Annotated in this window: 24 protein-coding genes and 1 pseudogene; 10 read left to right on the top strand and 15 right to left on the bottom strand. The window is 65.1% G+C overall.

Features of this window, described 5'->3' with window-relative positions; all coding sequences use genetic code 11:
- The gene (locus CH262_RS00215) at positions 1–816 is read right to left on the bottom strand and encodes a DNA/RNA non-specific endonuclease (RefSeq protein WP_094716637.1); all 816 of its coding nucleotides are present in this window, start codon (positions 814–816) and stop codon (positions 1–3) included.
- 12 nt (positions 817–828) lie between these two features.
- Entirely contained in the window at positions 829–1,818 is a 990-nt protein-coding gene (locus CH262_RS00210) for a helix-turn-helix transcriptional regulator (RefSeq protein ID WP_094716636.1), read from the bottom strand.
- A gap of 214 nt (positions 1,819–2,032) precedes the next feature.
- On the opposite strand from CH262_RS00210, the gene CH262_RS00205 reads away from it, so the two are divergent.
- The 4 genes from CH262_RS00205 (at position 2,033) to CH262_RS00190 (ending at position 6,570) form a co-directional block, all read left to right on the top strand.
- Positions 2,033–2,968 (top strand): 4-(cytidine 5'-diphospho)-2-C-methyl-D-erythritol kinase, encoded by a 936-nt coding sequence (locus tag CH262_RS00205; RefSeq protein ID WP_094716635.1) that lies wholly within the window; start codon positions 2,033–2,035, stop codon positions 2,966–2,968.
- Positions 2,968–4,764, top strand: a complete 1,797-nt coding sequence (locus CH262_RS00200) for an ABC-F family ATP-binding cassette domain-containing protein (protein ID WP_027496078.1) — start codon at positions 2,968–2,970, stop codon at positions 4,762–4,764. Before CH262_RS00205 ends, CH262_RS00200 begins: the two co-directional genes overlap by 1 nt.
- Positions 4,765–4,842: 78 nt before the next feature.
- A complete protein-coding gene (locus tag CH262_RS00195) occupies positions 4,843–5,526 on the top strand; it encodes a DUF4166 domain-containing protein (RefSeq protein ID WP_094716705.1) in 684 nt (227 codons plus the stop codon).
- A gap of 45 nt (positions 5,527–5,571) precedes the next feature.
- The gene (locus CH262_RS00190; protein WP_094716634.1) at positions 5,572–6,570 is read left to right on the top strand and encodes an enoyl-CoA hydratase/isomerase family protein; all 999 of its coding nucleotides are present in this window, start codon (positions 5,572–5,574) and stop codon (positions 6,568–6,570) included.
- 11 nt (positions 6,571–6,581) lie between these two features.
- On the opposite strand, the gene CH262_RS00185 is transcribed toward CH262_RS00190, so the two are convergent.
- From CH262_RS00185 to CH262_RS00175, 3 genes are all read right to left on the bottom strand, one after another.
- Complete coding sequence (locus CH262_RS00185; RefSeq protein ID WP_027496081.1) at positions 6,582–7,193, bottom strand: hypothetical protein; 612 nt, start codon at positions 7,191–7,193, stop codon at positions 6,582–6,584.
- Positions 7,194–7,340: 147 nt separating this feature from the next.
- Entirely contained in the window at positions 7,341–7,994 is a 654-nt protein-coding gene (locus tag CH262_RS00180) for a nicotinamide mononucleotide transporter family protein (RefSeq protein ID WP_032364119.1), read from the bottom strand.
- 9 nt (positions 7,995–8,003) lie between these two features.
- On the bottom strand, positions 8,004–9,686 hold the full coding sequence (locus CH262_RS00175) for a peptide chain release factor 3 (RefSeq protein ID WP_094716633.1): 1,683 nt from the start codon (positions 9,684–9,686) through the stop codon (positions 8,004–8,006).
- Positions 9,687–9,815: 129 nt separating this feature from the next.
- Between CH262_RS00175 and CH262_RS00170 the strand changes: the two genes are divergently transcribed.
- Complete coding sequence (locus CH262_RS00170) at positions 9,816–11,450, top strand: fatty acyl-AMP ligase (RefSeq protein ID WP_027496084.1); 1,635 nt, start codon at positions 9,816–9,818, stop codon at positions 11,448–11,450.
- On the opposite strand, the gene pth is transcribed toward CH262_RS00170, so the two are convergent.
- From pth to CH262_RS00155, 3 genes are all read right to left on the bottom strand, one after another.
- Positions 11,451–12,044 (bottom strand): aminoacyl-tRNA hydrolase, encoded by a 594-nt coding sequence (pth, locus tag CH262_RS00165; RefSeq protein ID WP_094716632.1) that lies wholly within the window; start codon positions 12,042–12,044, stop codon positions 11,451–11,453.
- A gap of 81 nt (positions 12,045–12,125) precedes the next feature.
- Positions 12,126–12,788, bottom strand: a complete 663-nt coding sequence (locus CH262_RS00160; RefSeq protein WP_094716631.1) for a 50S ribosomal protein L25/general stress protein Ctc — start codon at positions 12,786–12,788, stop codon at positions 12,126–12,128.
- 198 nt (positions 12,789–12,986) lie between these two features.
- Positions 12,987–13,583 carry a TetR/AcrR family transcriptional regulator gene (locus CH262_RS00155; RefSeq protein ID WP_094716630.1) on the bottom strand — a complete coding sequence of 199 codons (597 nt, stop codon included), beginning with the start codon at positions 13,581–13,583 and terminating at the stop codon, positions 12,987–12,989.
- Between the two features lie 74 nt (positions 13,584–13,657).
- Here CH262_RS00155 and CH262_RS00150 point away from each other — a divergent pair.
- Positions 13,658–14,482, top strand: a pseudogene (locus tag CH262_RS00150) (DMT family transporter); the annotation flags it as partial.
- 51 nt (positions 14,483–14,533) lie between these two features.
- Here CH262_RS00150 and CH262_RS00145 read toward each other — a convergent pair.
- Positions 14,534–15,703, bottom strand: coding sequence for an aminotransferase class V-fold PLP-dependent enzyme (locus tag CH262_RS00145; protein ID WP_094716704.1), 1,170 nt, complete (start codon positions 15,701–15,703; stop codon positions 14,534–14,536).
- Between the two features lie 143 nt (positions 15,704–15,846).
- On the opposite strand from CH262_RS00145, the gene egtA reads away from it, so the two are divergent.
- The 4 genes from egtA to egtD are packed head-to-tail and all read left to right on the top strand — an operon-like array spanning position 15,847 to position 20,105.
- Positions 15,847–17,088, top strand: a complete 1,242-nt coding sequence (gene egtA, locus CH262_RS00140; protein WP_094716629.1) for an ergothioneine biosynthesis glutamate--cysteine ligase EgtA — start codon at positions 15,847–15,849, stop codon at positions 17,086–17,088.
- On the top strand, positions 17,085–18,389 hold the full coding sequence (gene egtB / locus CH262_RS00135; protein WP_179274875.1) for an ergothioneine biosynthesis protein EgtB: 1,305 nt from the start codon (positions 17,085–17,087) through the stop codon (positions 18,387–18,389). The genes egtA and egtB overlap by 4 nt, the downstream gene beginning before the upstream one ends.
- Positions 18,390–19,130: an ergothioneine biosynthesis protein EgtC gene (egtC, locus tag CH262_RS00130; protein WP_094716627.1), complete on the top strand. Its 741-nt coding sequence runs from the start codon at positions 18,390–18,392 to the stop codon at positions 19,128–19,130. It begins immediately after the preceding gene.
- Positions 19,131–19,139: 9 nt separating this feature from the next.
- A complete protein-coding gene (gene egtD, locus CH262_RS00125; RefSeq protein ID WP_032407565.1) occupies positions 19,140–20,105 on the top strand; it encodes an L-histidine N(alpha)-methyltransferase in 966 nt (321 codons plus the stop codon).
- Positions 20,106–20,213: 108 nt separating this feature from the next.
- Here the strand turns inward: egtD and CH262_RS00120 are convergent, their stop codons facing one another.
- From CH262_RS00120 to CH262_RS00095, 6 genes are all read right to left on the bottom strand, one after another.
- The gene (locus tag CH262_RS00120; protein ID WP_094716626.1) at positions 20,214–21,071 is read right to left on the bottom strand and encodes a DUF559 domain-containing protein; all 858 of its coding nucleotides are present in this window, start codon (positions 21,069–21,071) and stop codon (positions 20,214–20,216) included.
- A 196-nt stretch (positions 21,072–21,267) separates the two neighbouring features.
- On the bottom strand, positions 21,268–22,650 hold the full coding sequence (locus CH262_RS00115) for an ABC transporter permease (RefSeq protein ID WP_027496095.1): 1,383 nt from the start codon (positions 22,648–22,650) through the stop codon (positions 21,268–21,270).
- Positions 22,647–23,402: an ABC transporter ATP-binding protein gene (locus CH262_RS00110; protein WP_094716625.1), complete on the bottom strand. Its 756-nt coding sequence runs from the start codon at positions 23,400–23,402 to the stop codon at positions 22,647–22,649. Before CH262_RS00110 ends, CH262_RS00115 begins: the two co-directional genes overlap by 4 nt.
- Before the next feature lie 81 nt (positions 23,403–23,483).
- On the bottom strand, positions 23,484–24,143 hold the full coding sequence (locus CH262_RS00105; protein ID WP_032364108.1) for a response regulator: 660 nt from the start codon (positions 24,141–24,143) through the stop codon (positions 23,484–23,486).
- Positions 24,140–25,339, bottom strand: a complete 1,200-nt coding sequence (locus CH262_RS00100; RefSeq protein WP_032373017.1) for a sensor histidine kinase — start codon at positions 25,337–25,339, stop codon at positions 24,140–24,142. The genes CH262_RS00105 and CH262_RS00100 overlap by 4 nt, the downstream gene beginning before the upstream one ends.
- 18 nt (positions 25,340–25,357) lie before the next feature.
- Positions 25,358–25,999 carry a hypothetical protein gene (locus CH262_RS00095; RefSeq protein ID WP_027496099.1) on the bottom strand — a complete coding sequence of 214 codons (642 nt, stop codon included), beginning with the start codon at positions 25,997–25,999 and terminating at the stop codon, positions 25,358–25,360.
- Positions 26,000–26,001: the final 2 nt, after the last annotated feature.

Here is a 26,001-nt window from a genome sequence, read left to right as displayed (position 1 = left end):
TTACAGGTGAATGTCCGACAGTCGCGTCAGTTCGGTCCACTTCGACGCCTCGGCGCGTGCCGCTGCGACAGGTGCGTACCGGTCGGCCTCGGTGAGACTTCCCAGCTCCAAGCCGGTCGCCGACGCGATGTCTGCTACCGGAACCTGATACGTGCGGTACGGGCCGAGCGGTGGGGGATCGGTCTCGACCCGTAGCGGTTTGTCGAGAATCGGGTCGAGTGACGGCGACTGATCGAGCACGTATCCGGTGCACGCCGGTGCCGAATCCTGGGACCACGCGGCAATCTTGAAGAAGCGACGTGGTATGGCAATGCCTCGGTAGATCGGATCGTCGTCGACGAAGATGCAGCCACTGAACACCGAGAGTCGTTGCCCGTACTGCTCGGCATGGCCCAGTACGTAATCCTCGAGCCCCAGCCACAGAGTTTTCGATTGGTTCAGAGTGGCCGTCTGCGGAGCGCACACCGTGTAGTGGAAGGTATCCGCATTGGCGCGCGTCGCGACCGACAGCTCGCCCCACACCGGATCTCGTCGGCGAACGAGATGCCCACGGTCGAGGTCGTTGTTCGAGTACAACTCGTTCCCCGCCTGCTGCGCTGCCGGAAGCCGCTCGTCCAGACGCCAATCATCGCCTCGCTCCACGTCTTTCAGACTCGAGCCGTCGATGTTCACACCGGTGACCGCGGCAAGGCGTCGGGCAGGATCCATGGACACCGAGAAATGCGTGTACGGAAGAACCACCAGGCCTGCCCGACTCGGCAGCGGAACGTCGATGTCGGCCAGGAAGCTCGGGTCGAAACCGAGTGGGGTCGTCATGGACCCATTGACTCACGCGTCGGTTACCGGAGGGTGAACCGCGGCGAGGTATCGCCGTTCGAGGGCCGCGTGACGCTCGGCGACCACGCGGCATTCCTCTTTCAGTTCCGGCGGGTCGAGCACGGTGAAGTCGGTGTCGAAGGCCGCCAGCCAGCGGGCGATCGACGGCAGTGAGTCTCCCGAGAGCACCACCGCACACGAGGTGTCGTCGATGGATTCGAGTGTGCCCCAGTGCTCGTCGACCATCGGGGCGATCGTCTCGATCGGCGCATGCAAGCGAATGCGCGCCTGAACCTGGGTGAACGCGCGGTCGATTCCCTGCGAGACGTAGGCCGCCGCGCCGCCCGCAGGTAACTCCCGCGGCGTGAACCGTGGGCCGGTGGGAATCTTCGGAGTGAGCCGATCCACCCGATACGATCGCCAATCCTGGCGCAGCACATCCCAACCCAGCAGATACCACCGCGCTCCCGCCCGAACCAAGCTGTAGGGCTCCACCTCGCGCCGAGACTCCGAACCGTCGTGCTTGCGGTAGTCGAATCTCAGTCGCTCGTGACCGTGACACACCGCAGCCACCGTCGACAACACCGCCGCATCCACCGCAGACCGCGGGGTGTGCTCCACCACGTCGATCCGGAGGGCGTCGAGCCGATGCCGGATGCGCGACGGCATCACCTGCCGCAGCTTCGTCAACGCACGCAACGACGCCTCGCCGATCCCCGCCACCGACCCACCGGCCGCCGACTGCAAACCGAACGCCACCGCCAAGGCCTCGTCGTCGTCGAGCAGTAGCGGGGGCATCTCGGCACCCGGCCCCAACTGATAGCCGCCGCCGACGCCCGGCGTCGCATTGACCGGGTAGCCGATGTCGCGCAGCTTGTCGACGTCCCGCCGCAGCGTGCGAGGCGTCACGTCGAGCCGTTCCGCCAGCTCGGCACCCGCCCAATCGCGCCGGGTCTGCAGAAGCGACAACAGCCGCAACAGCCGGGCCGAGGTTTCCTTCATATCCACACAATGCCACCGAATGCGGACACCTTCGGTCCTCTTTACCGACCCGACCCCGCCACCGAAGTCCACTCAACGTGACATTGACCCCCGGAAGTGCCCGACGGTCGTTCCGCAGGCTGCACTCCAGTCCACTCAACGTGACATTGAGTACCCCCAGGTGGGCCGCCTGATGGTGAACCCGGCCCCTGTTTCTCCACTACTGTGGTTAAACGTGCTGTCTGTCGTTCCCACGCCCGTTGTCGTTCGGGCCCCGTCGAAGGTGAATCTGCATCTTTCGGTCGGTGACCTGCGTCCCGACGGCTTTCACGAGTTGACGACGGTGTTCCAGGCGCTGTCTCTCTCCGATGAGTTGTCGGTCGTTCCGGCGAAGGCGTTGTCGGTTCGGGTGCGCGGCGACGACGCGAAGGTCGTTCCGACGGATTCGCGGAACCTGGTCTGGAAGGCCGCCGAGTTGGTGGGCCGTCGGGTCGGGCGCGAGCCGTCGGTGGAGATCACCATCGACAAGGGCATTCCGGTCGCCGGCGGCATGGCGGGCGGTAGTGCCGATGCTGCCGCGACGTTGGTTGCGCTCAACGCGATGTGGCATCTCGAACTCTCGCGTGACGAGCTCGACGAGGTGGCCGCCGAACTCGGTAGCGATGTGCCGTTCTCGTTGCACGGCGGGACTGCCGTAGGTACCGGCCGCGGTGAGAAGTTGCTTCCGGTGCTCTCGCGTAACAACTTTCATTGGGTTCTGGCATTGGCGAAGGGTGGTCTGCAGACCCCCGCCGTGTACGGCGAGCTCGATCAGTTGCGGGCCAAGGGCGATCCGCCCAGGCTCGGTGGAACAGAGGATTTGATGCATGCCCTCGCGTCGGGTGATGCGCGGGCCCTCGCCCCGCTGTTGGGCAACGATCTACAAGCCGCTGCGGTCTCGCTGATGCCGCAGTTGCGTCGCACGCTGAGAGCGGGTGTCACTGCGGGTGCGTTGGCGGGCATCGTGTCCGGCTCGGGCCCCACGTGTGCGTTCCTGTGCGCCGACGCCGATGCGGCGGTGTCGGTGAGCGCTGAATTGTCCGGTGCAGGCGTGTGCCGCACCGTCCGTGTTGCGAGTGGACCGGTTCCCGGTGCTCGTGTGGTCACTAGTGAATCGAATGGTTTTTCCTGATGGTCAATCTCGTCAATCTCGAAAACGTCAGTAAGTCCTTCGGCGTCAAGCCTCTGCTCGACGGCGTCTCGCTCGGTGTGCAGGAGGGCGAACGCATCGGCATGGTCGGCCTCAACGGCGGTGGCAAGACCACCACCCTCGAGGTTCTCGCCGGCATCGAACCCCCCGATTCGGGACGCGTCAGCCGAGTGAACGGACTGCGGATGGCCGTCGTCACTCAGCGTGGTGTGTTGCCGCCCGGGTCGACGGTCGGTCAGGTGGTGCTCGATCCGCTCGGGATGGCCGAGCACGAGTGGGCCGGTGATTCCCGGGTACGAAACATTTTGACCGGCATCGGTATTGCCGACCTGGGTCCGGCCGGTAGCTCCGGACTGGACGCGCCGATCGACAACCTCTCCGGTGGCGAGCGTCGACGAGTCGCGTTGGCAGCAGCCCTCGTTCAGGATCTGGATCTGTTGGTGCTCGATGAGCCCACCAACCACCTCGACGTCGAGGGCGTGCAGTGGCTGGCCGCGCACCTGGTGAGTCGTCGGAGCGCGCTACTGGTCGTCACGCACGATCGGTGGTTCCTCGACACCGTCGCCAATCAGACGTGGGAGGTCGTCGGGGGTGGTATCGAAACCTACGAGGGTGGCTACAACGATTGGGTCTTCGCGCGTGCAGAGCGCTCCCGTCAGGCCGACGCATCCGAGGAGCGGCGTCGCAACCTCGCCCGCAAGGAACTCGCATGGCTGCGCCGCGGTGCTCCCGCGCGAACGTCCAAGCCCAAATACCGCATCGAGGCCGCCGAGGCACTGATTGCCGACGTACCGCCGCCTCGTGACTCCGTGGCGCTGTCCTCCTTTGCGCAGCGCCGTCTGGGCAAGGTCGTCATCGAACTCGAGGACGCGCGCCTGGAAACTCCTGACGGCCGTGAGCTGGTCAAGGACTTCACGTGGCGTCTGGCTCCCGGCGAGCGCGTCGGTCTCGTCGGCGTCAACGGATCGGGCAAGACGACGATGCTGCGCACGCTCGCCGGTGAACTGCAGCCCGCTGCGGGCAAGCGCATCCAGGGCCAGACCGTCAAGATCGGTTGGCTGAAGCAGGAATTGGACGACCTACCCAAGAAGCTGCGGGTCCTCGACGCGGTCAAGGAGGTGGCCGAGCGGATCACGTTGGGCGACAAGGAGATTTCCGCCGGGCAGCTCGCGGAAAGGCTGGGCTTCACCCCAGCTCGCCAGCGCACGCCGGTCGGAGATCTGTCCGGTGGCGAACGCCGTCGCTTGCAGTTGACGCGAGTCCTGATGGCCGAGCCGAACGTGCTGTTGCTCGACGAGCCGACCAACGACCTGGACATCGACACCCTGCAGCAGCTCGAGGACATCCTGGACGGCTGGGCGGGCACGCTCGTCGTCATCAGTCACGACCGGTACCTCATCGAGCGCATCTGTGACTCGACGTGGGCACTGTTCGGTGACGGCAAGCTCACCAACCTGCCCGGCGGCATCGAGGATTACCTGCGCAGGCGGGCCGTCCTCGCCGCCGACGCGACGCCGGACTCGTTGACCACCGGCGGGGTGCCGCGGAAGGCAACCCGTGATGCGGCTTCGGAGCGCGCGGCCCGTAAGGAACTCAGCAAGCTCGAGAAGCTCGTCATTCGCCTGTCCAAGCGGGAGACCGAACTGCACGCCGAACTCGCCGAGGCTGCCACTGCGCCGGACAAGCTCGTGGCCCTCGACACCGAACTCAAGCAGGTTCTCGCCGACAAGGACGTCGCCGAGGAACGCTGGATGGAATTGGCCGCCGAACTGGAGTAGAGGGCTTCGCCCATGTGAGTGGTAACTCGTATCCTGCTACGAAGTTTCATGCACATGCGCGCAGCGCATACTGTGGTCATGGCATCGGTCGTCGCAGAAGTGATGGGTTCGGATTTCGCTCGTCTGCATCCCAAGGTCCAATGGCGTTTCGGTTTGCAGTCCTCGGATCATCGGGCTCAGTTCGGGGTCGGTGTAATGAAGGAGATGACTCACTCTCGTCTCGTTCCTCCGCCGCTGCTGTGGGCCGGTCGTAAGCGAGGCCTGTTTCCTGCTGGGGTGGGCAAGGATGTGCCCTTCACCATTGCCAACTATGCGTACGTCGACGAATTGGGCCGCGAGACAATGTCTTTCGTGCGTCGCTTCGCGTTCGCCGCGCGTCCGCAGGGGATGAATTCGGTGATGGTGTCGTCCGCAGAATCCGACGCGTATGCGCTCGACTATCTGGGCTTCTCTTCGGACATGGTGGTGCACACCACGTGTGCGGTCGACTCCGACGGTGGGTTGGTGCTCGAGAGCGAGGTGCCGCGGTTTCTGCTCGGTCCCATTGCGCCGAAGTTGCCGAGGGTGGCCTCTGCGGTCACGATCGGCCGGGAATGGTGGGACGCGGCTGAGGAACGGCACCGCATCGAGATCGAAGTCAAGAGCCCGGTGCTCGGCCAGTTGTTCCTGTATCGCGGGTGGTTCACCGCGGAGGAGCGCGAGTGCCGTCCCGCCGACATACCGTCCGACGCGCGGCCGCGCTCGATCGAATCACGCGAATAGCGCTACTGTTACGCGTCGATCGAAGCAGGTGAAAGGGAGTCCGCAGTGGCCGTAGTCGAAGCCGAGGTAGTCGGTGGTGTCGGGCATATCGTCCTGAACCGGCCGGAGGCCCTGAACTCGTTGAACGAGGCCATGATCCACGGCATTCGCGCGGCACTCGATGCGTGGCGGGACGACGACACCGTCGGTTCGGTTCTGGTGACGAGCAGTTCACCGCGCGCGTTCTGCGCCGGCGGAGACATCAAGGCCATCAGGCAGGCCGTGATCGACGGCGACCGAGAAGCCGGGCCGCGCTACTTCTCTGCCGAGTACGACCTCGACGAGATCATTGCGACGTACCCCAAGCCGTATGTGGCGGTCGTCGAGGCCGCGGCGTTCGGGGGAGGGTTAGGAATCTCGGTGCACGGCAGCGTGCGGATCGTGACCGAGAACGCTCTTCTGGCGATGCCGGAGACGGCGATCGGATTCGTTCCCGATGTGGGTTCGAGCTATTTCCTGTCCCGGTTGCCCGATCACATCGGACGCTACTTGGCGCTGACGGGCACGCGGATCACCGGATCCGACGCTGTGACACTGGGATTGGCGACACACTTCTGTCCCAGCGAATCCGTCCAGGCGCTCAAGGACGACATTCTCGGCGGCACCGATCTCGGTGCAGCGCTCGCGCGACACACGACCCCGCCGCCGACGACGGAATTGTCGTTCGACGCGAAGGCGGTGGCCACGGTGTTCGAGAAGACCTCGCTCGTCGACATCATCGATGTATTGGAGTGCGATACCGCGTGGTCTCGCACGACCAAGACTCAGTTGGCAACGCTGTCGCCGACGTCCTTGATGGCCACCGATGCCCTGATCGAGCGGGCTGCGGACAGTACGTTGCGGGAGTGCCTCGATCGCGAGTTGCGGCTGGCGACATGGATCATCACGGAACCGGACTTCGCCGAGGGGGTGCGCGCAGTGCTGGTCGACAAGGACCGCGCGCCGCAGTGGAAGCCTCTGGTGCTCGAGATGGTGCGACCAGAGGCCTTCCAGCAGCTGCTGTGACCGTCAGTGGGTCAGCGGTAACCCTTGGCGGGGTTCTGCAGGTCCAGCACGATGGTCTGGCCGTTGGAACGCACGTGGATCTCCGGGTTCTGCAGACCACCGGAGACGAGGTATTCGCCGAGGAGCTGAAGCAACTCGTCGGGGCCGACGGAAGTGTCGGGGGTGCGGATGTCGCCGGTGCGGCTGCCGAGTTCGTTCTGGGTCAGCCGACCCGCGATACGAACCGAGGCGACGCCCATGGCGGTACGACGGTCGGGTGCCTGGCCGCGGCCGAGAGACGGCGACGTGCTGCCGCTGGAGGCGTGAGCGGTGGAACGGCCGTTGGTGGGCAGGCCGTGTTCTGAGATCTGATCGCTGGTGGTCACTTCAACCTCGTTCGATTCCGTGGCGGGCTTCTCTGATGCTGCGGGCTGTGGAGCGGATGCCGTGTCGGTGGACGTGACCACTGCCGCCGGGAAATCGGTGGTGGTTTCGGCCGCCTTCTCGGCGGGTGCAGCTACCGAACTGTCGGTGCGGGCACCGTTGGACGGAGTGGAATCGGACTTCGGCGGCGTCGCCAAACGATGCGCGGGAGCGCCACCGACCTTGATCCCGGCCAATGGGTAGTTCGTTCCCTTAGTCATGTCGTTTTCCACTTCATCGTGATTCTCGGGTGGTTCCGCGCCGAGACGCCATGATCGGAGAACTCACATGACGCCCAACTCGGCGTCGAGCACGCCAAAACGTACTCGAAGTTTGTTCGGACCGCCTGAGAGTAGCATCACGATTGTTTAGATCGCCATTTTTTGGTCCAAAGGCTTGTTCTGGATCCTGAACCACACCACGAAACCCCAGGTCACAAACCCGGCGTATACCAAGTAGAGGACAGCGGACGGGTAGAAACCGGCGATCACCAGCAGCGGGACGCCCACGATGTCCACCGCGATCCAGATGAGCCAGAATTCGGTGAGCCCGCGGGCCATGCCGAACGTCGCGAGCATCGAGCCGGTGAAGATCCACGCATCGGCCCACTTGCCGAACGAACCGAGGTACCCGAACAGCTGCGCGAACACGATCGTTCCGACGACTGCGACAGTGATCATCACCAGTCGCTCACGGGCAGTGCCCCAGCGTGGAACGACGGCGGCCCCCGAGTTCTTCGAGCCGCGCATCCACCGGGCCAGCCCGTAGGCGCTGACGGCAATGAACATCAGCTGCCGTCCGGCTTGTCCGTACAGATCCAACGCCTGCGGAGTGTGGAACACCCCGCCCATGAAGACGGTGAACAGCAGCGCATTTCCGATGATTCCCACCGGCCACGCCCACACGACTCGACGCATCCCGCCGACCGCGGAGAGCAGTCCGAAGCCGTTCCCGATCACCTCGCGCCACAGCACCGGGTGGCCCAGCACGCTGAATTCGGCGTCGAGCAGATCTGTCAGCACCGCGACAGGCTACTGATCGCCTGCGGCGACGAGGGGCTCGAGGGTGAGCTCGGGCATCTCCTTCTGGATGTACTGCAGTCGCCATTTGTCGCTGACGAGAGCCAGCAGGGCGCCGTCGGTCCGGGTGAAGACCTCGACGCCGCGCTGACGGCCCAATTCGACGGCCGACGCCGCGTCGGTGCGCCGAGCAAGTGAGTAACCCAACGGTTCCATCCGAGCGTCGACGCCGAATTCGGTCTTCATTCGTGCGGTGACCACCTCGAACTGCATCGGGCCGACGGCCGCGAGAACCGGGGAGGCGTCGCCGCGAATGTCGTTGCGCAGCACCTGAACCACGCCCTCGGAGTCGAGTTGTTCGACGGCTCGGCGGAACTTCTTGTACTTGTCGGCGCTGTCGACGCGCAGTGCCGAGAAGTGCTCGGGTGCGAACGACGGGATCGGTGGGAACTCGACCTTCTTGTCGGTGTACAACGTGTGGCCGGGCGCGAGCGCGGTGGCGTTGACCAGACCGACGATGTCGCCGGGGTAGGCATTCTCGACCGTCGTCCGGTCACGCCCGAAGACGGTGAGCGCGTACTTGGTGGTGAACGGCTTCTTGGTCTGTGCGTGCGTGACGACCATGCCCCGCTCGAACACGCCCGAAACGACGCGCATGAAGGCCAGGCGGTCCCGGTGCGCGGTGTCCATGCCGGCCTGCACCTTGAACACGACGGCACTGAAGGGATCGGTCACCGCGCGCACCCCGTCGGAGACGTCGGCCCGGGGGCCGGGTGCGGGGGCCAGCGCCACCAGGGTGTCGAGGATCTGGCGCACGCCGAAGTTCAGCATCGCCGATCCGAAGATCACCGGCGACGTCTGGCCGGCGAGGAACATCTCCTGGTCGTGTTGCTGGCCGCTCGAGATCAGCAGATCGCTCTCCTCGACGGCGGTGTCCCAGTCGACGCCCTCGCGCTGCGCGGCGGCCTCGGCCGTCATGAATTCCTCGGGCGCGATTGTGGCACCACCGGCGGTTCGGGTGAAGCGGATGTAACTGCGGTCCTGCACATCGAGCAGGCCACGGAAGTCACCCGCGATGCCGACGGGCCAGTACAGAGGCGTCGGCGTCAGGCCGATTCGTGACTCGATCTCGTCGAGCAGTTCGAGCGGGGACTGACCCGGGCGGTCCCACTTGTTGATGACGGTGATGACCGGGATCCCGAACTGGCGGCACACCTGGAACAGCTTGAGGGTCTGCGGCTCGAGGCCCTTCGCGGCGTCGATGAGCATGACGGCCGCGTCGACCGCCGTCAGGACGCGGTAGGTGTCCTCGGAGAAATCGGCGTGCCCGGGGGTATCGACGAGGTTGATCACGTTGGTGACCTCGGCGTCGGGGGAGGTCTGGTAATTGAACTGCAGCGCAGTCGAACTCACCGAAATGCCGCGCGCCTTCTCCATCTCCATCCAGTCCGAGACCGTGGAGCGGCGGCCAGCCTTGCCGTGAATGGCACCGGCCTCGGAGATGACGCGCGCGTGCAGGGCGAGGGCCTCGGTGAGCGTCGACTTACCGGCATCGGGGTGTGAGATCACCGCGAATGTTCGACGCCTCGCGACCTCGAAATCGAGTTCCCTGGCCGAGTGTCGAGCGGGGCCGGAGTTCGGTCCTGACCCGTCGAGTGCTGCATCGACGTCGGGGGAACTGGGCGGGGTACTCACGAAGGCCTCTATCTCGTAGTCACGGCAACGGCAAAGGTCAAGGATACGCGGCCGGTAACGGTCACCGGTCATCGCGGGATTGCTTAGGGTGAGGGACGCGGAAGGACCGTCGAACGAGGAGATGACGCGTTGAGCAAGTTCACCGACGAGATGTTCGAGACCGCAAGCAGCAGCAAACGTGGTTTGGTCACCGGCGAGCCCGAGGCGGCGTTGCGCCAGTCGTGGGGTGAGATCCACGAGCAGGCGCGGCGGATGGCGGGCGCGTTGGCCGACGCGGGGGTCGAACACGGCGACGCGATCGGCATTCTCGCCGGCCAGCCCGTCGACATCGCACCTGCGTGCCAGGCCACGTGGATGCGCGGAGCGTCGGTGACGATGTTGCATCAGCCCACCCCGCGGACCGATCTGGCCGTCTGGGGCGAGGACACCGAAACCGTCGTCCGGATGATCGACGCGAAGGCGGTGATTCTGGGAGCTCCGTTCGACATCGCCGCACCGGTGCTCGTCGAGCGCGGCATCACTGTGCTGAAGATCGACGACATGAAGTCCGGTCGCGACATCGATCCGGTGCCGACGGCCGAGACCGACATCGCGCTGCAGCAGCTCACGTCCGGCTCCACCGGGTCGCCCAAGGCCGTGCGCATCACGCACGAGAACTTCTACGTCAATGCGTACGCGATGATCGATCGCATCGAGTTCGACGTCAATTCCGACGTCATGGTCAGTTGGTTGCCGCTCTTCCACGACATGGGCATGGTGGGCTTTCTGTCGGTGCCGATGCAGGTAGGTGCCGAGGTCGTGAGCATCACTCCGTTGGACTTCCTGCGCTCGCCGCTGTTGTGGGCCAAGCTCATCGACAAGTACCGCGGAACAGTCACTGCTGCACCCAATTTCGCGTATTCACTGTTGGCGCGTCGGCTGCGTCAGGCGGAGGACGATCTGGATCTGGATCTGTCCACGCTGCGTTACGCGTGGAACGGTGCCGAACCCGTCGACCCCGACACGATGATCGCATTGGCAGAAGCGGGTGCGCCGTACAAACTCGATCCTGCGGCCCTCGCGCCCGTGTACGGAATGGCGGAAACGACTCTCGCCGTGTCGATTCCGGACCCCGGCCAAGGGCAGGTGATCGACGTCGTCGACGCGGATCTACTCGAAACGCTCGGCCGCGCAGTCCCGTCCACCCGCGGCAACACCCGATCCCTGGCCACTCTCGGAAAGTTCGTTCCCGGTCTCGAGGGCCGCGTCGTGGACAAGGAAGGGCAGGTGCTCACCGCGCGCGGCGTCGGCATCATCGAGGTCCGCGGCAAGGCCGTCACGCCCGGATACATCACCGTCGACGGCCCCGTGCCGACACAGGACGCCGACGGCTGGCTCGATACCGGCGACGTCGGCTACATCACCGAGGACGAACTGGTCGTCGTCTGCGGCCGGGTCAAGGACGTCATCATCATGGGCGGCCGCAACATCTATCCCACCGATATCGAGCGAGCGGCGGGCACCGTCGCGGGAGTTCGGCCCGGTAACGCCGTCGCGATCCGCCTCGACGCCGGCGACAAGCGCGAAAGCTTCGCTGTTGCAGTCGAAACGAACGATATCGACAACCCCGACGAGGTCAAGCGGATCGAGCGTGAAGTGATCCACGCGGTGCATTCGGAGGTAGGAGTACGCCCGCGCACGGTGGCAGTCCTGGGGCCGGGCAGCATCCCGAAGACGTCGAGCGGCAAACTGCGACGGGCCAATTCGGTGTCGCTGCTGAACTGATCAGCGCGGGTGCACCCGATTCTGGGCGGCCTCGAGACCGACCTTCAGCAGTAGCTCGGCGGCGTCGGCGGCTTCTTCGATCACGACGCCGAGGTCCTTGCGTTCGGGCGTCGAGAAGGGCTTGAGCACGAACGACGCCGGATCCATCCGTCCCGGTGGCCGTCCGACGCCCACGCGGACCCGCAGGTAGTCCTTGGTGCCGAGGTGCTGAGAAATCGAGCGCAGACCGTTGTGCCCGCCCTCACCGCCGCCGAGCTTGAGTCGCAGTGCGCCGAAGTCGATGTCCAATTCGTCGTGCACCACCACGATGTTCGCGGGGTCGACGGAGAAGAACCGAGCCAGTGCCGCCACCGGCTGGCCCGAGAGGTTCATGAACGTTCGCGGCTTCGCGACGACGACCGAACGGCCGTCGAGCCGGGCCTGCACGATGTCGGAATTGGACTTCTTGTGCGACGAGAACGACGAGCCGACGCGCCCGGCGAGTGCGTCGGCGACCATGAAGCCCACGTTGTGCCGAGTCTTGTCGTACGGCGGACCGGGGTTGCCGAGCCCGACTATCAGGGCGGGGCCGTTTTCGGTGCTCACGGGCGTCATTCTTCCATCGATGGTTCGAAACGAACGGCGCGCCGTCTCCCGAAGGAGAACAGCGCGCCGCTCGAGATGCAGGGGAGAGGATCAGCTCTCGTCGGAGCTGTCTTCGTCCTCGGAAGCTGCTTCTTCCTGAGTCTCGGCTTCGCCGGTCTCGGAGATCGGCTCGGTGCCTTCGCCGTCGGCCTCGAGGTCTTCCTCGGACGGTGCCTCGACGACGTTGACCAGGAGGGTCTCGCCGTCGGAGATGAGGGTGACGTCGGACGGCAGATCCAGGTCTGCCGCGGTGATCTGCGTGCCGATCTCGGAACCCTCGACGGAGACGACGAAGTTCTCCGGGATCTCGAGCGCGTCGGCCTCGATCTCGACGGCGGTCGAGTCGGTGGTGACGAGGGTGCCCGGTGCGGCGTCGCCCTCGACGATGATGTTGACCTCGACGGTGACGCGCTCGCCCTTGTTCAGGACGAGGAGGTCGGCGTGCTCGATGCTGCGACGGATCGGGTGCACGACGATCGACTTGGTCAGTGCCAGCTGCGACTTGCCGGCGATGTCGAGGGTGAGCACAGCGTTGGTGCCGTCGTTACGCAGCACGGCAGCGAATGCGCGGGCGTCGAGTGCCAGGTGCTGGGGGTCGGTTGCGTGTCCGTACAGAACGGCGGGAACGAGGCCGTCGCGACGAGCGCGGCGTGCGGCACCCTTGCCGAATTCGGTGCGGACCTGCGCGGTGAGGTTGTTTACCTTCGATGCCATGGTGCTACATGCTCCTGATAACTGTGATCTGTGGTTCGTGCGGCGTACTTCGTCGGGCTGTCAAACTCGTCGGGGCGGACACGAACGAGCGCGGCCAACGGGGCCGAGCCGCGTCGATAACGGTGGATCCTGATGAGCCGGATCTACCCTCGCCGAGACAACCTGGAAGACAATACACGATGCTCCGCAGTGGCTCGGTTATGTGCCTGCTGGGGCACTTACCCGCGCCACTGCGAGCGCAGCGAGCAACTCGGCGGCCACCGACCGGGCGACGGCGATGGCGTCGTCCCGACCGCCTGCGGTTCCCATGACCACCGCACCCTCGTGCAGCAGTGACAATCGAGTCCCGAGCTCGTCTGAATCGGGGTATCCGGCATCGGCGGCCAGGCGTGCGAACAGCGATCGCGTCCACGCCTTCTCCGACTCGATGATGGCCAACACCGGGCTGTCGGTGCCGCCGAACTCGGCGAATGCGTTGACGAATCCGCAGCCGCGATGGTTGTCGCACATCCACAGGTCGAGTGCGTCGTAGACCCCTAGTACCCGCTGCTCACCCTGGTCGAGGGAGTCGACGTACTGCGTCACGTGCGCACACCAGAGGTCGTATCGCCGCTTCAGGTAGCGCTGCACCAGGCCGTCCTTGGAGCCGAAGCGGTCGTACAGGGTCTTCTTGGTCGTGCCGGCTTCCTCGGCGATCAGGTCGACGCCGACGGCGCGGATTCCGCGGTCGTAGAAGAGCTCGCTCGCGACGGCGAGAATTCGTTCCGCTGCGGGGGTCAGTGGCTTGTCGTGCATGGCGACCTTTCGAAAGCGCTGGTCGGAGTGGGGTGCACTGCGAGTATACAGACCTGTATGTTTACATCGCTCTCATGACCTCACGCATCGATGTTCTCGCCGGTACAGCTCTGGTGATTCTGTGGAGTTCGGGCTTCATCGGAGCAGAATTCGGCACCGCCGAAGCTCCGGCCCACACGCTGCTGGCCTGGAGGTACCTGGTGGCAGTCGTGCTCCTCGTCGCGTGGTGCAGATGGCGACGACTCACCCCGACGTGGCACGCGCTGCGTATCCACGCAGTCCTCGGCCTCTTCTGTCAGTTCCTCTACCTCGGTGCCACCATCACCGGCATCGGCATGGGCGTCCCTCCGGGCGTCGCCGCCCTGATCGCTGCTTTGCAGCCGTTGGTGGTCGCGCTGGCCTCGAGCCGGATCTTCGGCGAACGCGTCGGATCGAGAGGAATCCTCGGCCTCGTCGTCGGCATCGCCGGAGTGACGCTCGTCGTCATCGGTGACCTGTCCGGTGCCGATCTCGCGTGGCCCGTCTACCTGCTGCCCGCCGCGGGCATGCTGGCGCTGTCGGCCGGGACGATCGGGCAACGGCTACTGGATCCGAAAGAACCCATCGCGCTGGCCATGGCCATCCAATGTGGCATCAGCGCAGTCGGTTTCATGACGTGGAGTGCAATTGCCGGTGACGCGGTACCGCCGATGACGACGGGTTTCTGGGCTGCGGTGGCGTGGACGGTGGTTCTGTCGACCTTCGGCGCATACGGCGCGTACCTGTTCGTCGTGCGCCGCAGTGGACCGACTCGTGCCAGCGTGCTGCTCTACCTGACACCGCCGACGACGATGCTCTGGGCTTTCGTGATGTTCGGCGACGCGGTCACGTGGTTCGGTATCGCGGGCCTCGCAGTCTCGGGGATCGGGGTCGGCGCCTACCTCAGCGCACATCCGGACCCCAGGGCACGCTCACGCACCGGCGAGCGCAGCGAGCATCGTGTCCAGCTCGGTGAAGGTGACGAAGTAGTGCGGGGATGCACGGACGACGGCGTCGAGTCCCCGGCCTGTCATGTCCAGTCGAGTGGAACCGCGATGGCTCACCGTGACCGTCACGTTTCGGTCGGCAAGTCGGTCGCGGACGGCCACCGGCTCCTCACCGTCCACGGTGAACGAGACGATGCCGCTCTTGCGGTCACCGAGATCGTGGACGGTGACCCCGGGAATGCGTCGCATTCCGGCACGTAGGTACTCGGCGCGCTCGGAGATGGCGTCCGCGGCGTCGTCGATACCCAGTTCGAGTAGATAGTCGACGGCCGCGCCGAGGGCGAGGCGGGCTGCGACGTCGCATTCCCAGAACTCGAAACGTGTTGCGTCGTCGGCCATTCGGTAGGTCGACGAGTCCTCCCACTGCGCGCTGTGCAGATCGAGAGCCGGTGGATGCAAGCTCGCGGCCAATTCCGGACGCAGGTACAGGAACCCGGTACCTCGGGGCCCGCGTAGCCACTTGCGACCGGTGGCCGACAGCGCATCGACGCCGAGTTCGTCGACGTCCACCCGCAGCTGGCCGATGGACTGACACGCGTCGAGCAGGACGAGGGCACCGTGCCGATGGGCGAGGTCGGCCACTGCGCGGGCCGGGTTGATCAAGCCCCCGTTGGTGGGCGCGTGCACGACCGACACCACCCGGACCCGGTCGTCGAGCATCTGCTCGAGGGCGTCCACGTCGATGCACCCCGACGCGTCGCTCGGAATCACCTCGACCGTGGCCCCGGAGACCTCGGCGCGGTGCAGCGCGGAAATGGCGTTGCTGGCGTATTCGGCCTCGCACAGCAGGATTCGATCCCCGGCCGACAACGGCACCGAGTAGAAGAAGTCGGTCCACGCACGAGTGGCGGAATCGCTCAGAGCGATGGTCGACGCCGGTGCCCCGATCAGGGTTCCGATCGATGCCTTGACGGCCGCGAGATCGTCGAGGCGTTCGCTCGCGGCCCGGTACCCGCCGATCTCCGCCTCGCGGCGCAGATGGGCGATCGCGGTGTCGACGACGACGGTGGGCGGCAGCGAGGAGCCGGCGCTGTCGAGAAATACCCGGCCCGACGCACCAGGGGTGTCGCGGCGAATGCGGTCGTGATCGAGCATCGATAGTCCTTCCGGTAGCGAACTCTCGGGCATCAGGGTTCCACAATCGGTAGCCTCGTTACGACGCGGGATCTCGGCGTTTTCGATCCTGGCAGCTGGGTACATTGCGTAGTCGGATCGCGGTGAGTGGGAAAGAAGGAAATGTGTCCTCCAACGAGAAGTCCCTCGAGCTGAGCACGCGCCCAGCCATCGAGGCATATGTGTCGAAGGTGTGTTTCAAGCTGGGGCCACCGTCGCTCATCGGTGCCGAACTCGAATGGCTCACGGCCCTCGACGACGGTTCGCGGCCCTCCCTGTCAGCTCTGGCCGCTGCGCTCGGTGATCACTCCCCGCGCAGTATCGCTCCCGAGTCACCCGCCCTGACGTTGCCGGGCGGAAGTATCGTCACCGTCGAACCGGGCGGCCAAGTCGAATTGTCCAGTTCGCCTTCTATTTCCGTTTCCCAGCTCGAACCGCTGCTCGACGCCGATGCCCGACTGTTGCACGACATGCTCGGTCGCGACGGCATCTCCATCAGCGCAGTTCCCGCCGACGCCGTGCGAGATCCCGAACGACTACTGGTCTTACCGCGCTACTGCGCGATGGAAAACCGTTTCACCACCATCGGGCCTTTCGGCAAACTGATGATGTGCAACACCGCCGCCACCCAGGTCAGTGTCGATGCCGGACGTGATCGGGCCGAGGTCACTTCGCGATGGCAGATGCTGCACGCCATCGGCCCGGCCTTCGTCGCTGCGTTCGCGCGCTCTCCCGAACTCGCCGGGGCACCGACGGGTGCGTGGGCATCGCAGCGAATGCGAACCTGGCTCGAACTCGATTCCAGCCGGACCACGGTACCGAACACGGGCGATCCGATCGCCGATTACGCGCGGTGGGCACTCGACGTTCCGCTCCTCTGTATTCGGGGAACCACCCAGAACTGGGAAGCGCCGTCCGGCATCCCTTTTGCGCAGTGGCTCGACGATCCGAGCGTTGTCGGTCGTCCGGCAACCTACGCCGATCTCGATTACCACCTGACGACGCTGTTCCCGCATGTCCGAGCCTGCGGCCACCTCGAAATCCGTTACCTCGACGCGCAACCCGACGGTCAATGGGTGATACCGGCCGCCGCGTTCGAGGCGCTGTTGTCCACTCCCGGTCTGGTTTCCCAGGCCACCGAACTCGGCGCAGGCACAGCTGGTCGGTGGCTCGATGCGGCCCGTGCAGGTCTGGCCGATGGCGAGCTGCGCAGGGCCGCAAGCGACGTGCTCGATCTCGCATCATCCGCGGGAGGAGAGTTCTCCCAGCAGTTGCGTGCGGCATCTCGGAGATGTCGCGCCGGTATTTCGCCCCACGAATTCGATGCGGTGTCGCCGACATCGCAGAGCCGAAAGGAATCGGTGTGAGCGCCGAAGAACTCAGGACCAGGATCGAGACCGTGCTGACTCGGAGCCGGTCCCGCAGTGCCGCGCTCACCGAGTGCGTGGACGAAACCGAACTGATGGCTCAGCATTCGCCGTTGATGAGTCCGCTGATCTGGGACCTGGCACACATCGGCAGTCAGGAAGAACTCTGGCTCGTGCGCGACGTCGGTGGCCGCGATCCGGTGCGGCCGGACATCGACGAGTTGTACGACGCGTTCAAGCACTCGCGTTCGTCGCGAACGTCCCTGCCGCTCCTGACGCCCGAGGAAGCGCGCGCCTACGTGCATACCGTGCGGGACAAGGCCTGGGACGTGTTGGAGCACAGCACGTTCGAGGGTCGGCCGGTCGAGAAGCACGGGTTCGCGTTCGGAATGATCGCCCAGCACGAGCAGCAGCACGACGAAACCATGCTCGCAACGCACCAGTTGCGTTCCGGCCCAGCCGTTCTCACTGCTCCCGCGCCACCGACGTCCACGATGCCGGTGGCGGGGGAAGCCATCATTGCCGGTGGGCCGTTCTCGATGGGAACGTCACTCGACCCGTGGGCGTTGGACAACGAGCGGCCTGCACACGCCGTGCACGTGCCGACCTTCGCCATCGACCGGGCCCCGATCACCAATGCGCAGTACATGAATTTCATCGCCGACGGCGGCTACGAGCGTCCCGAGTTGTGGACGGAGAAGGGGTGGGCGCACCGCGTCGATGCGCAGCTCACCGCCCCGCAGTTCTGGGAGTCCGATTCCGACGGCACCTGGTGGCGTCGAAGCTTCGGGGTGCGCAGACCGGTGCGTCCGCAGCAGCCCGTCGTGCACGTGTGCTGGTTCGAGGCCGACGCCTATGCGCGCTGGGCAGGCAAGCGGCTACCGACGGAAGCGGAATGGGAGAAGGCCGCGCGGTACGACGCGGCGTCGAACACCACCCGCGCCTACCCCTGGGGCGACGCCGAACCCACTGCTGCACATGCCAATCTGAATCAGCGACATCTCGAACCGGCCGATGTGGGGGCGTATCCGCAGGGTGTCTCCTCGGCCGGGGTCCATCAGCTGATCGGTGACGTGTGGGAGTGGACGTCCTCGGATTTCGACGCGTACCCGGGATTCGAGGCATTCCCGTATGCCGAGTACTCGGAGGTGTTTCTGCGCGGCGACTACAAGGTGTTGCGCGGCGGCTCTTTCGGCACCGACGAGGTGGCCTGCCGCGGGACGTTCCGAAATTGGGATCACCCGATTCGTCGGCAGATCTTCAGTGGGTTCCGGTTGGCCCGTGACGTCGAGTCGCACTGAATGTGCCGTCATCTCGGGTACCTCGGAGCAACCACCTCGGTCGGGTCACTGCTGACCCGGGGCAAGAACTCGCTGCGCACACAATCGTTCGCGCCCACCGACATGCGGGGCGGCGGCACCATCAACGCCGACGGGTTCGGCGTTGCCTGGTGGGACGGCGACGACACCGTACGCAGCTATCGCAATCCGATGCCCATCTGGACCGACCCTGCGGTCGACGATGCTCTGCCGCAACTGCAGTCGACGTCGGTGATCGCGGCGGTCCGATCGGCCACCGTGGGAATGCCGGTCGAACGCAGTGCCTGTGCCCCGTTCACCGACGAGCGATGGGCATTCAGCCACAACGGCGTCGTGTTCGGTTGGCCGGAATCGTTGGCGGAGCTGTGGTCGGAGATTCCGCCGACCGATGCGTTGATGCTGCCGGCCCCTACCGACGCCGCCGGATTGTGGATCGTGTTGCGAAACCTGTTGCGCACACACGATCCCGAGTCGGCATTGCGCATGCTGGTTCGAGAGGTTCTGGCCAGGTCGCCCAAGGCGCGCCTGAATTTTCTGCTTTCGGACGGCACGTCCATGTATGCCACGGCGGTGCATCATTCGCTGTCGGTACTGCAGACCGAGGATTCGGTCACGATCGCTTCCGAACCCGTCGACGACGATCCCGAATGGATCTCTATCGACGACCGCAGCATCGTCGTCGCGACAGCGACCGGTGTCACCGTTTCGACCCTGGAAGAATGAAGGAGAGTCATGAGCACGGTGGACGTACATCTGACCGATACGACGCTGCTGGACGAATTGCGCAAGGACGTGCGGGAGGGCTTGACCGCCGACCCGAAGTGGCTCTCGCCCAAGTACTTCTACGATGCCGTCGGCAGTGAGCTGTTCGAGCAGATCACGGTGCTGCCGGAGTACTACCCGACCCGCACCGAGCGCGCGCTGATCGAGGAGCATGCACTCGACATCGCCCGGGCCACCGAATCGTCGATGTTGATCGAGCTGGGCTCGGGTTCGTCGGAGAAGACCAAGCTGCTGTTGTCTGCCGGCATCGAACACGGTTCGCTGAGAACGTATGTGCCTCAGGATGTGTCCAGTACGGCCTTGGAGGGTGCCATCGAGCAGATCTCGAAGGAGTTCCCGACGCTGGAACTGCACGGCATCGTCAGCGATTTCACCGATACCCTGCACAATCTTCCCTCCGGAACAGGCCGCACCATCGCCTTCCTCGGCGGCACTCTGGGGAACCTCATCCCGCAGGAACGCGAGGAATTCCTGGCGGCCGTAGCGGACGCACTCGACCCCGGCGAGTTTCTGCTGCTCGGGGTGGGCTTGGTGATCGATCCGGACGTGCTCGTTCCCGCGTACGACGACGCGGCCGGGGTGACAGCCGAGTTCAACCGAAACGTGTTGTCGGTCCTGAACTCTCGGCTCGGCGCGAACTTCGACCCCGAGGCCTTCGAGCACGTGGCGCTGTGGAACGCCGAGCACGAGTGGATCGAGATGCGCCTGCGGGCCACCGCTGCGCAGGAGGTGTATTTGCAGGATCTCGACCTGCACGTGCACTTCGAGTCCGGAGAAGATCTACGTACCGAGATCTCCGCGAAGTTCCGGCCGGACGGCATTGCCGGTGAATTGAAGATGGCGGGCTTCGACGTCCTCCATCTGTGGTCCGACGCAGATTCGCGTTTCGCTCTGATCCTGGCCGGAAGGGTCTGAACGACAGAGCCGGCATTGCGGGCACCACTGCACACTACGACCGCCGATCGACGGGATTCCGTCGATCGGCGTCGGTAGTGCGCAACCCTGCCCGTCAACGACGCGTATTCACGGGAGTCGACGTCCCGTTGCTGCAATCGACTTCCGGCGACGACGCACCACCGTGATGATTTCGTCTACGACGCGATCGAGTTCGGCGAGCGCTGTGGCCGCCGAGTATCGCAGCACCAACCATCCGTCGAGTACCAACTCGTTCTGCCGTCGACGATCACTGTTGAACGTCGCGGGATCGGTGTGGAACTCTCGTCCATCGATCTCGACGATGACTCGTGCGGAAAAGTCGACCAGGTCGCCGTAGAACCTACCTACGCGCGCATTGATCTCCATTGTGAAGTGGCGAGCTTTCAATGCCCGCGCCACGACCCGTTCCGGCTCGGATAGAGTTCTCGGGCAACAGGTTCGAAGCTGCTTGCGCACTGCAGCCATTCCGTCCATGCCTTTTGCCGTGTCACACAGTTCAGCGACCCGACGCCACGGCACGTGATTGTCTATGGCGTTGTCGAAGAACTTCTCGAGATCGGGCGTCGACAAGCAGGTCGCGACATCGACGAACGTTTGCTCCAGGGACACCACTCGCATGCCGCGTCGCGTGGTGATGTCGCCGAGAACTCGGCGGTGAACTCGGATCCAGGGCACCGACCTCGACTGGCCGGTCGGGCCGACAGTGACGTCGACCAGACGTGGTTCGTATTGGATCAGTCCCCATAACCATGCCGCACTTTCGTGACTCAGTGCGGCCTCCGGTCTCCACAGGGTGGCCCCTAGGCACAGTCCGAAATAGTCCGGCTTCTCCGTCGCGTAGACCTTCGGTAGCAGTCGCACCAGCTCACCCGACCGCGACCGCCTCGAAATCGTGCTCGTGCTGATTCCTTGTGCGAGCAATTGCTGCACTGTGTAGACCCCCATTGCTACACCGTTGCGGCTGACGGGCCCGCGCAACAGTGGCAATCTCGCAATTGTGGATAACTCGACGACGTTATCCACAGGACTGCCCGGCGGAGCGGGCACGGTTGCACGCTACGGTCGCCGATCGACGGAATTCCGTCGATCGGCGTCGGTAGTGCGCAACCATGCCCCTGGTAGCCAACCCGAAGCCTCGAGGTCAGGTGTCCGCCAACGCAAGTACCGGCGAGATCTTGTTCGCCCGCCGCGCCGGTGCCAACGATGCTCCGAGAGCGAGAAGCCCGCCGCACAGCACCGTGCCTGCGATGACGGCCCAGGGGAGTGTCGGAGCAGACACGCCGCCGCCGCTCAGTGAGCCCAGCAGCGATTGTGCTGCGGCCCAACCGTATCCGATTCCGAGGATCAGCCCGAAGCCCATCGACGCGACCACCATCTGGGTGCTCTCCGAGACGATCATGGAACGAATCTGCTTGCGGGTGAACCCGAGGGCGCGCAACAGACCGATTTCCCGGGTGCGTTGCAGGATGCTCAGCAGCAGGTTGTTCACCATGCCGACCGCGGCGATGACGGCGGAGAAACCGATGAGGCCGGTCATGATTCCGACGGTTACCGTCAGCACTTGACCGATGGTCTCCTCGTCGTACTCGTCGACGAGCATCGATCGATAGCTGTACATCGCGACTGCGAAGGTGACCACCAAGGTCACCCCGATGAGCAGGCCCACTGCAGTGCGGGTGCTGCGATCCGGATAGCGAATTGCGTTGGCGGACGCCAATCGTGCGGCCGGCCCGCGGCCCGCCATCCTTCCGACGAGTCGGAGCACGCCGGGCAGGATTCGGTACGCACCCACCATGATGCCGGTGAACGATGCCACACCGCCGAAGAACGCGACCAGTACTCCGCCGGGGTTGACCATCCCGATCAGCACACCGAGGCCGAGCAGCACGACACCGCCGGCGATGAGCACGATCGACAACACCGTCCGTACCCGCCGCGACCGTGGAGTCTCGATTCCGGTGTCGACGGCACCTCCCGTCGCCTGAATCGGAGTGACGTCCAGAACTTTCCGTGATCCGACGTACGACGCCAACGTCGTCGTCAGAACCACGGTGACGACGGGAAGGACCACCAGCGGTTGCACGGACGTGTACTGCACATCCGGCAACTGACGGGCCGATACCGCGACGGCGCGGGCCAGGTGACTGACACCGACACCGAGCACCAGACCGACTGCGCCACCGAACAACCCGACGAGGAAGCCTTCCCGGGCGACCGATCGACGCAGATCACGAGCCCGGGCACCCAGCAGGCGGAGCAGCGCGATGGTGCGGGTGCGGCCGGCCACGATCGTCGCGAACGTGTTCGAGGTGACGACAGCCGCGACATACAGGGCAAGGCCGATGAACACCAGTGCCACGCAGTACAACGCCACGATTCCGGTGCTGTCGCTGCCGTCGTCGAAGATGTCGACCAGAAACGCAGTGGCCTGGATCAGCACGACGCCGAAGAACGACGCGAGCGCCGTCACCAGAATGCTCGCACCGTGTTCCCGAGACGCCCGAGCAGATGTGGACACGCTCATCGGAGAACACCTTCCATTCCCAGCATGTAGTTCGAGATCTGTTCCGGCGTCGAGCGTCCCAGTTCGTCGACGATCCGGCCGTCGGCGAGGAAGACGATGCGATCGGCGTAACTGGCCGCGACTGGATCGTGGGTGACCATCACGATGGATTGGCGGTACTGATGTACCGCCGCAGCGAGGAGGCCGAGAACCTCACGCCCGGTGCGGGAGTCGAGGTTGCCGGTGGGCTCGTCGGCGAAGATCAGCTGCGGCCGAGTACCCAGAGCGCGAGCGATCGCGACGCGTTGCTGCTGCCCACCCGAGAGCTGATGGGGCCGGTGCCCGACGCGGCTCTGCAACCCCAGGGTGTCGATGAGTTGCTCGATCCAGGCCGACTCCTCAGCGGTGGGCGCTCGGCCGTCCAGCTCGAACGGCAGCAGAATGTTGCCCCTGACGTCGAGCGTCGGAACGAGATTGAACGACTGGAAGATGAAGCCGACCTGCTTGCGGCGCAACGTCGTCAGAGCGTCGTCGCCCGCCGACGTGATGTCGGCTCCGGCCAGCATGAGCTGCCCGGAACTGGGGGTGTCCAACCCTGCCATGACATGCATGAGGGTGGACTTGCCGGAACCCGATGGCCCCATGATGGCGGTGAACCTGCCGCCGTGAATGTCGAGAGAGACGTTGTCGAGCGCGCTCACCGGGTTGGACGAGTCGCCGAAATGCTTGCTGACTTGGATTGCCCGTGCAACAGGGCCTGCTGTGATCGTCATGGCACCAACGCTATGAATTCGCAGGACCGAAGTAATCAGGCGCGAGTCTTCGCGTCGTACATCTGCAGGATGACTTCGGTGTCAGTCTCCAGTCAGTCCGTGCTCGAAGGCGTAGACCACCAACTGCACCCGATCACGCAGGTGGAGTTTGGCGAAGATGCGGCTGATGTGTGTCTTCACGGTGGCTTCGCTGAGATACTCCAGCTCGGCGATCTCGGAGTTGCTCAACCCTCGTGCGGTGAGCCTGAACAGCTCCTTCTCCCGCGCCGTGAGAGTGGCGAATTCGGCCGGTGCCTTCGGTACAGCGGGAGTCGGGGTGAAGTGCGCGAGCAGGCCGGTCGTCGCCGACGCAGCAATGACCGAGTTGCCCGCGTGCACCGTGCGGATCGCGGCGAGGAGGAACTCCGGGTCGGCGTCCTTGAGGACGAATCCGCTTGCACCGGAACGGATTGCACGTGCAGCGCTCTCGTCGAGATCGAACGTCGTCAAGACCAGAATCCGGGGCGGGTGCTCGGATGCGGCCAGGATCTGCTCGGTGGCGGCAATACCGTCGAGCACCGGCATCCGTACGTCCATGAGCATCACGTCCGGCGTTGCGGACGCAGCGAGCGCAACGGCCTCGACGCCGTTCCCGGCTTCCCCGACGAACTCGAGGTCGGACTGGGAGGAGATGAGCATACGAATGCCCGCCCGGAACAGTTGCTGGTCGTCCACCAGGGCCACTCTGATGCGCTCGCTCATGACACTTTTCCCTTGCTGGCTTCGGACGCGGCAGGCAGCCACGCAGTGACGGTCCACGACGAGTCGTCACCGGACGCGATGCACGTACCGCCCGAGAGACCGGCACGCTCCTTCATGCCGGCGACACCGTGGCCGGAGGATTCGGTGACCGAACGGCCGGGACGGACACTGTTGCGGACCGTCAGTTCGACGCCGGCAGAATCGGATTCGATGGTGACGGACACCGGCTCGTCCGGGTCGCCGTGGCGCAGCGCATTGGTCAACGATTCCTGTGCGATGCGGTACAGCGCCAGGTGCGCTCCGGCCCCCAACGACGAGCCGGTGGTGTCGATGGTGGCGTCGATCTGCAGACCGGTGGCCCGCATCGAGGCGAGCAGTCGATCCAGATCCTCAGACGTAGGGTTCGGAAGGTCGCCTTGACTGTGTCGCAGCTGGCCGAGCAGTACCCGTACATCGGACAGCGCGGCGCGAGCGGTATCGGAGATGGTGGTCAGTGCGGTGTCCACCGCGGCGGGATCGACAGCGCGTACGTACCGCGCGCCGTCGGCCTGTGCGATCACCACGGCCAGCGAATGCGCGACGATGTCGTGCATGTCGCGGGCAATTCGGTTGCGCTCCTGCTCGATTGCCACCTCGTGCTCGGCGCGGGCCTGATGAACCTCCGCGAGCTCACGGGCGTGCGCGGATTCGATCGATGTGCGCCGCGCGTAAGCCAAGCGACCCAAGGCCCAGGACAACCCGAGTATCGCCCACAGGCCCGCGAGGAGGAAAGCGAACTGTAGGAGCCGGGGTTCCTGAAAGCCCTCTTCCGTGGGTGGGCCGAACGGATTTCCGTCCACGTAGGCCAGATACACCGCTGCGATCACTCCGCCGCCGACGGCGGACGCGAGCCCGAGGCGTCGAACCACGTTGTCGCCGTACGCGGCCGTGCAATACAGAATCGCGAAGATCGCAGTGTCCGCGGACAGCGGCAGCACTCCGGTGACCATCTGCACGACGGCCAGCACCCAGGCGAGCGCCAAGGACCATCGTGGTGATCGGCGTCGGATGGCCAGTGCAACGCCGAACCCGACCAGAACGCCCACACCTGCGGTACCGGCGACTCCGTTCACGGTGGACGCCAGCAGCAGCAGGACGAACACGACCGCGTACGCGGCGTCGAGTACCTGCCGTGAGATCGAAAGCTTGCGCAGCACTCGATCAGACTACGTGCATCAGTTGGTGCGGCGACGCGCCTTCTCGAGGGCGGCCAGCGTCGTCAGAACGGTCGTCCGCTGCTTCTCGAGATCCTTCATACGTGCGCGTGCCGGTAGGCCCTGCGCGCCGTCCAGTGCGCTGATCTGTTCGTCCACCGAGGTGAGCTGAGTCAGCAACTTCTCCACCCGCGACTGCAGTTCGATCGCGTCGATCCCGGTGACACCGGCCTGCGACTTCTTGGTGGGTGCCTTCGCCGGAGCAGACCCCGACGTCGTCGCCGAAGAAGACGCCGCTGCGTTCACTGCAGCAGCGGCTCTGGGCCGCAACGCTTTGCGGACCGCGGCCGGGTCGGGGAGCTTCTCGAGTCGAATGCGGTTGAGCACCTCACGCGCATCGCGGGCGGTGACGCGGTACTCGCGCTCCTCCTCGTCGTCGGACGCGAGCGTGCCACCGAGAGGCCGCAGGCCGTACATGCCGATGAAGTGCTTCGCCTCGTCGATGACGGCTTCCTTCTCTCGGCACAGACCGCACCGCGGCTCGTTACGGAAGGTTTCGACGCTGTCGGTGCTGCCGCACCAGACGCACCCGCCCGGCGTCCATCGAGCGATTCTGACGGTAGTAGTTCCGGCCGGGGCGTTGAGAGAATGTGCGTCGATCACGA

This window comes from Rhodococcus sp. 05-2255-1e, from assembly GCF_002259025.1.
GTDB lineage: Bacteria > Actinomycetota > Actinomycetes > Mycobacteriales > Mycobacteriaceae > Rhodococcoides > Rhodococcoides fascians.
Note: the sequence above shows the minus strand (reverse complement) of the source record. Positions and strands in the feature narration are given on the sequence as shown.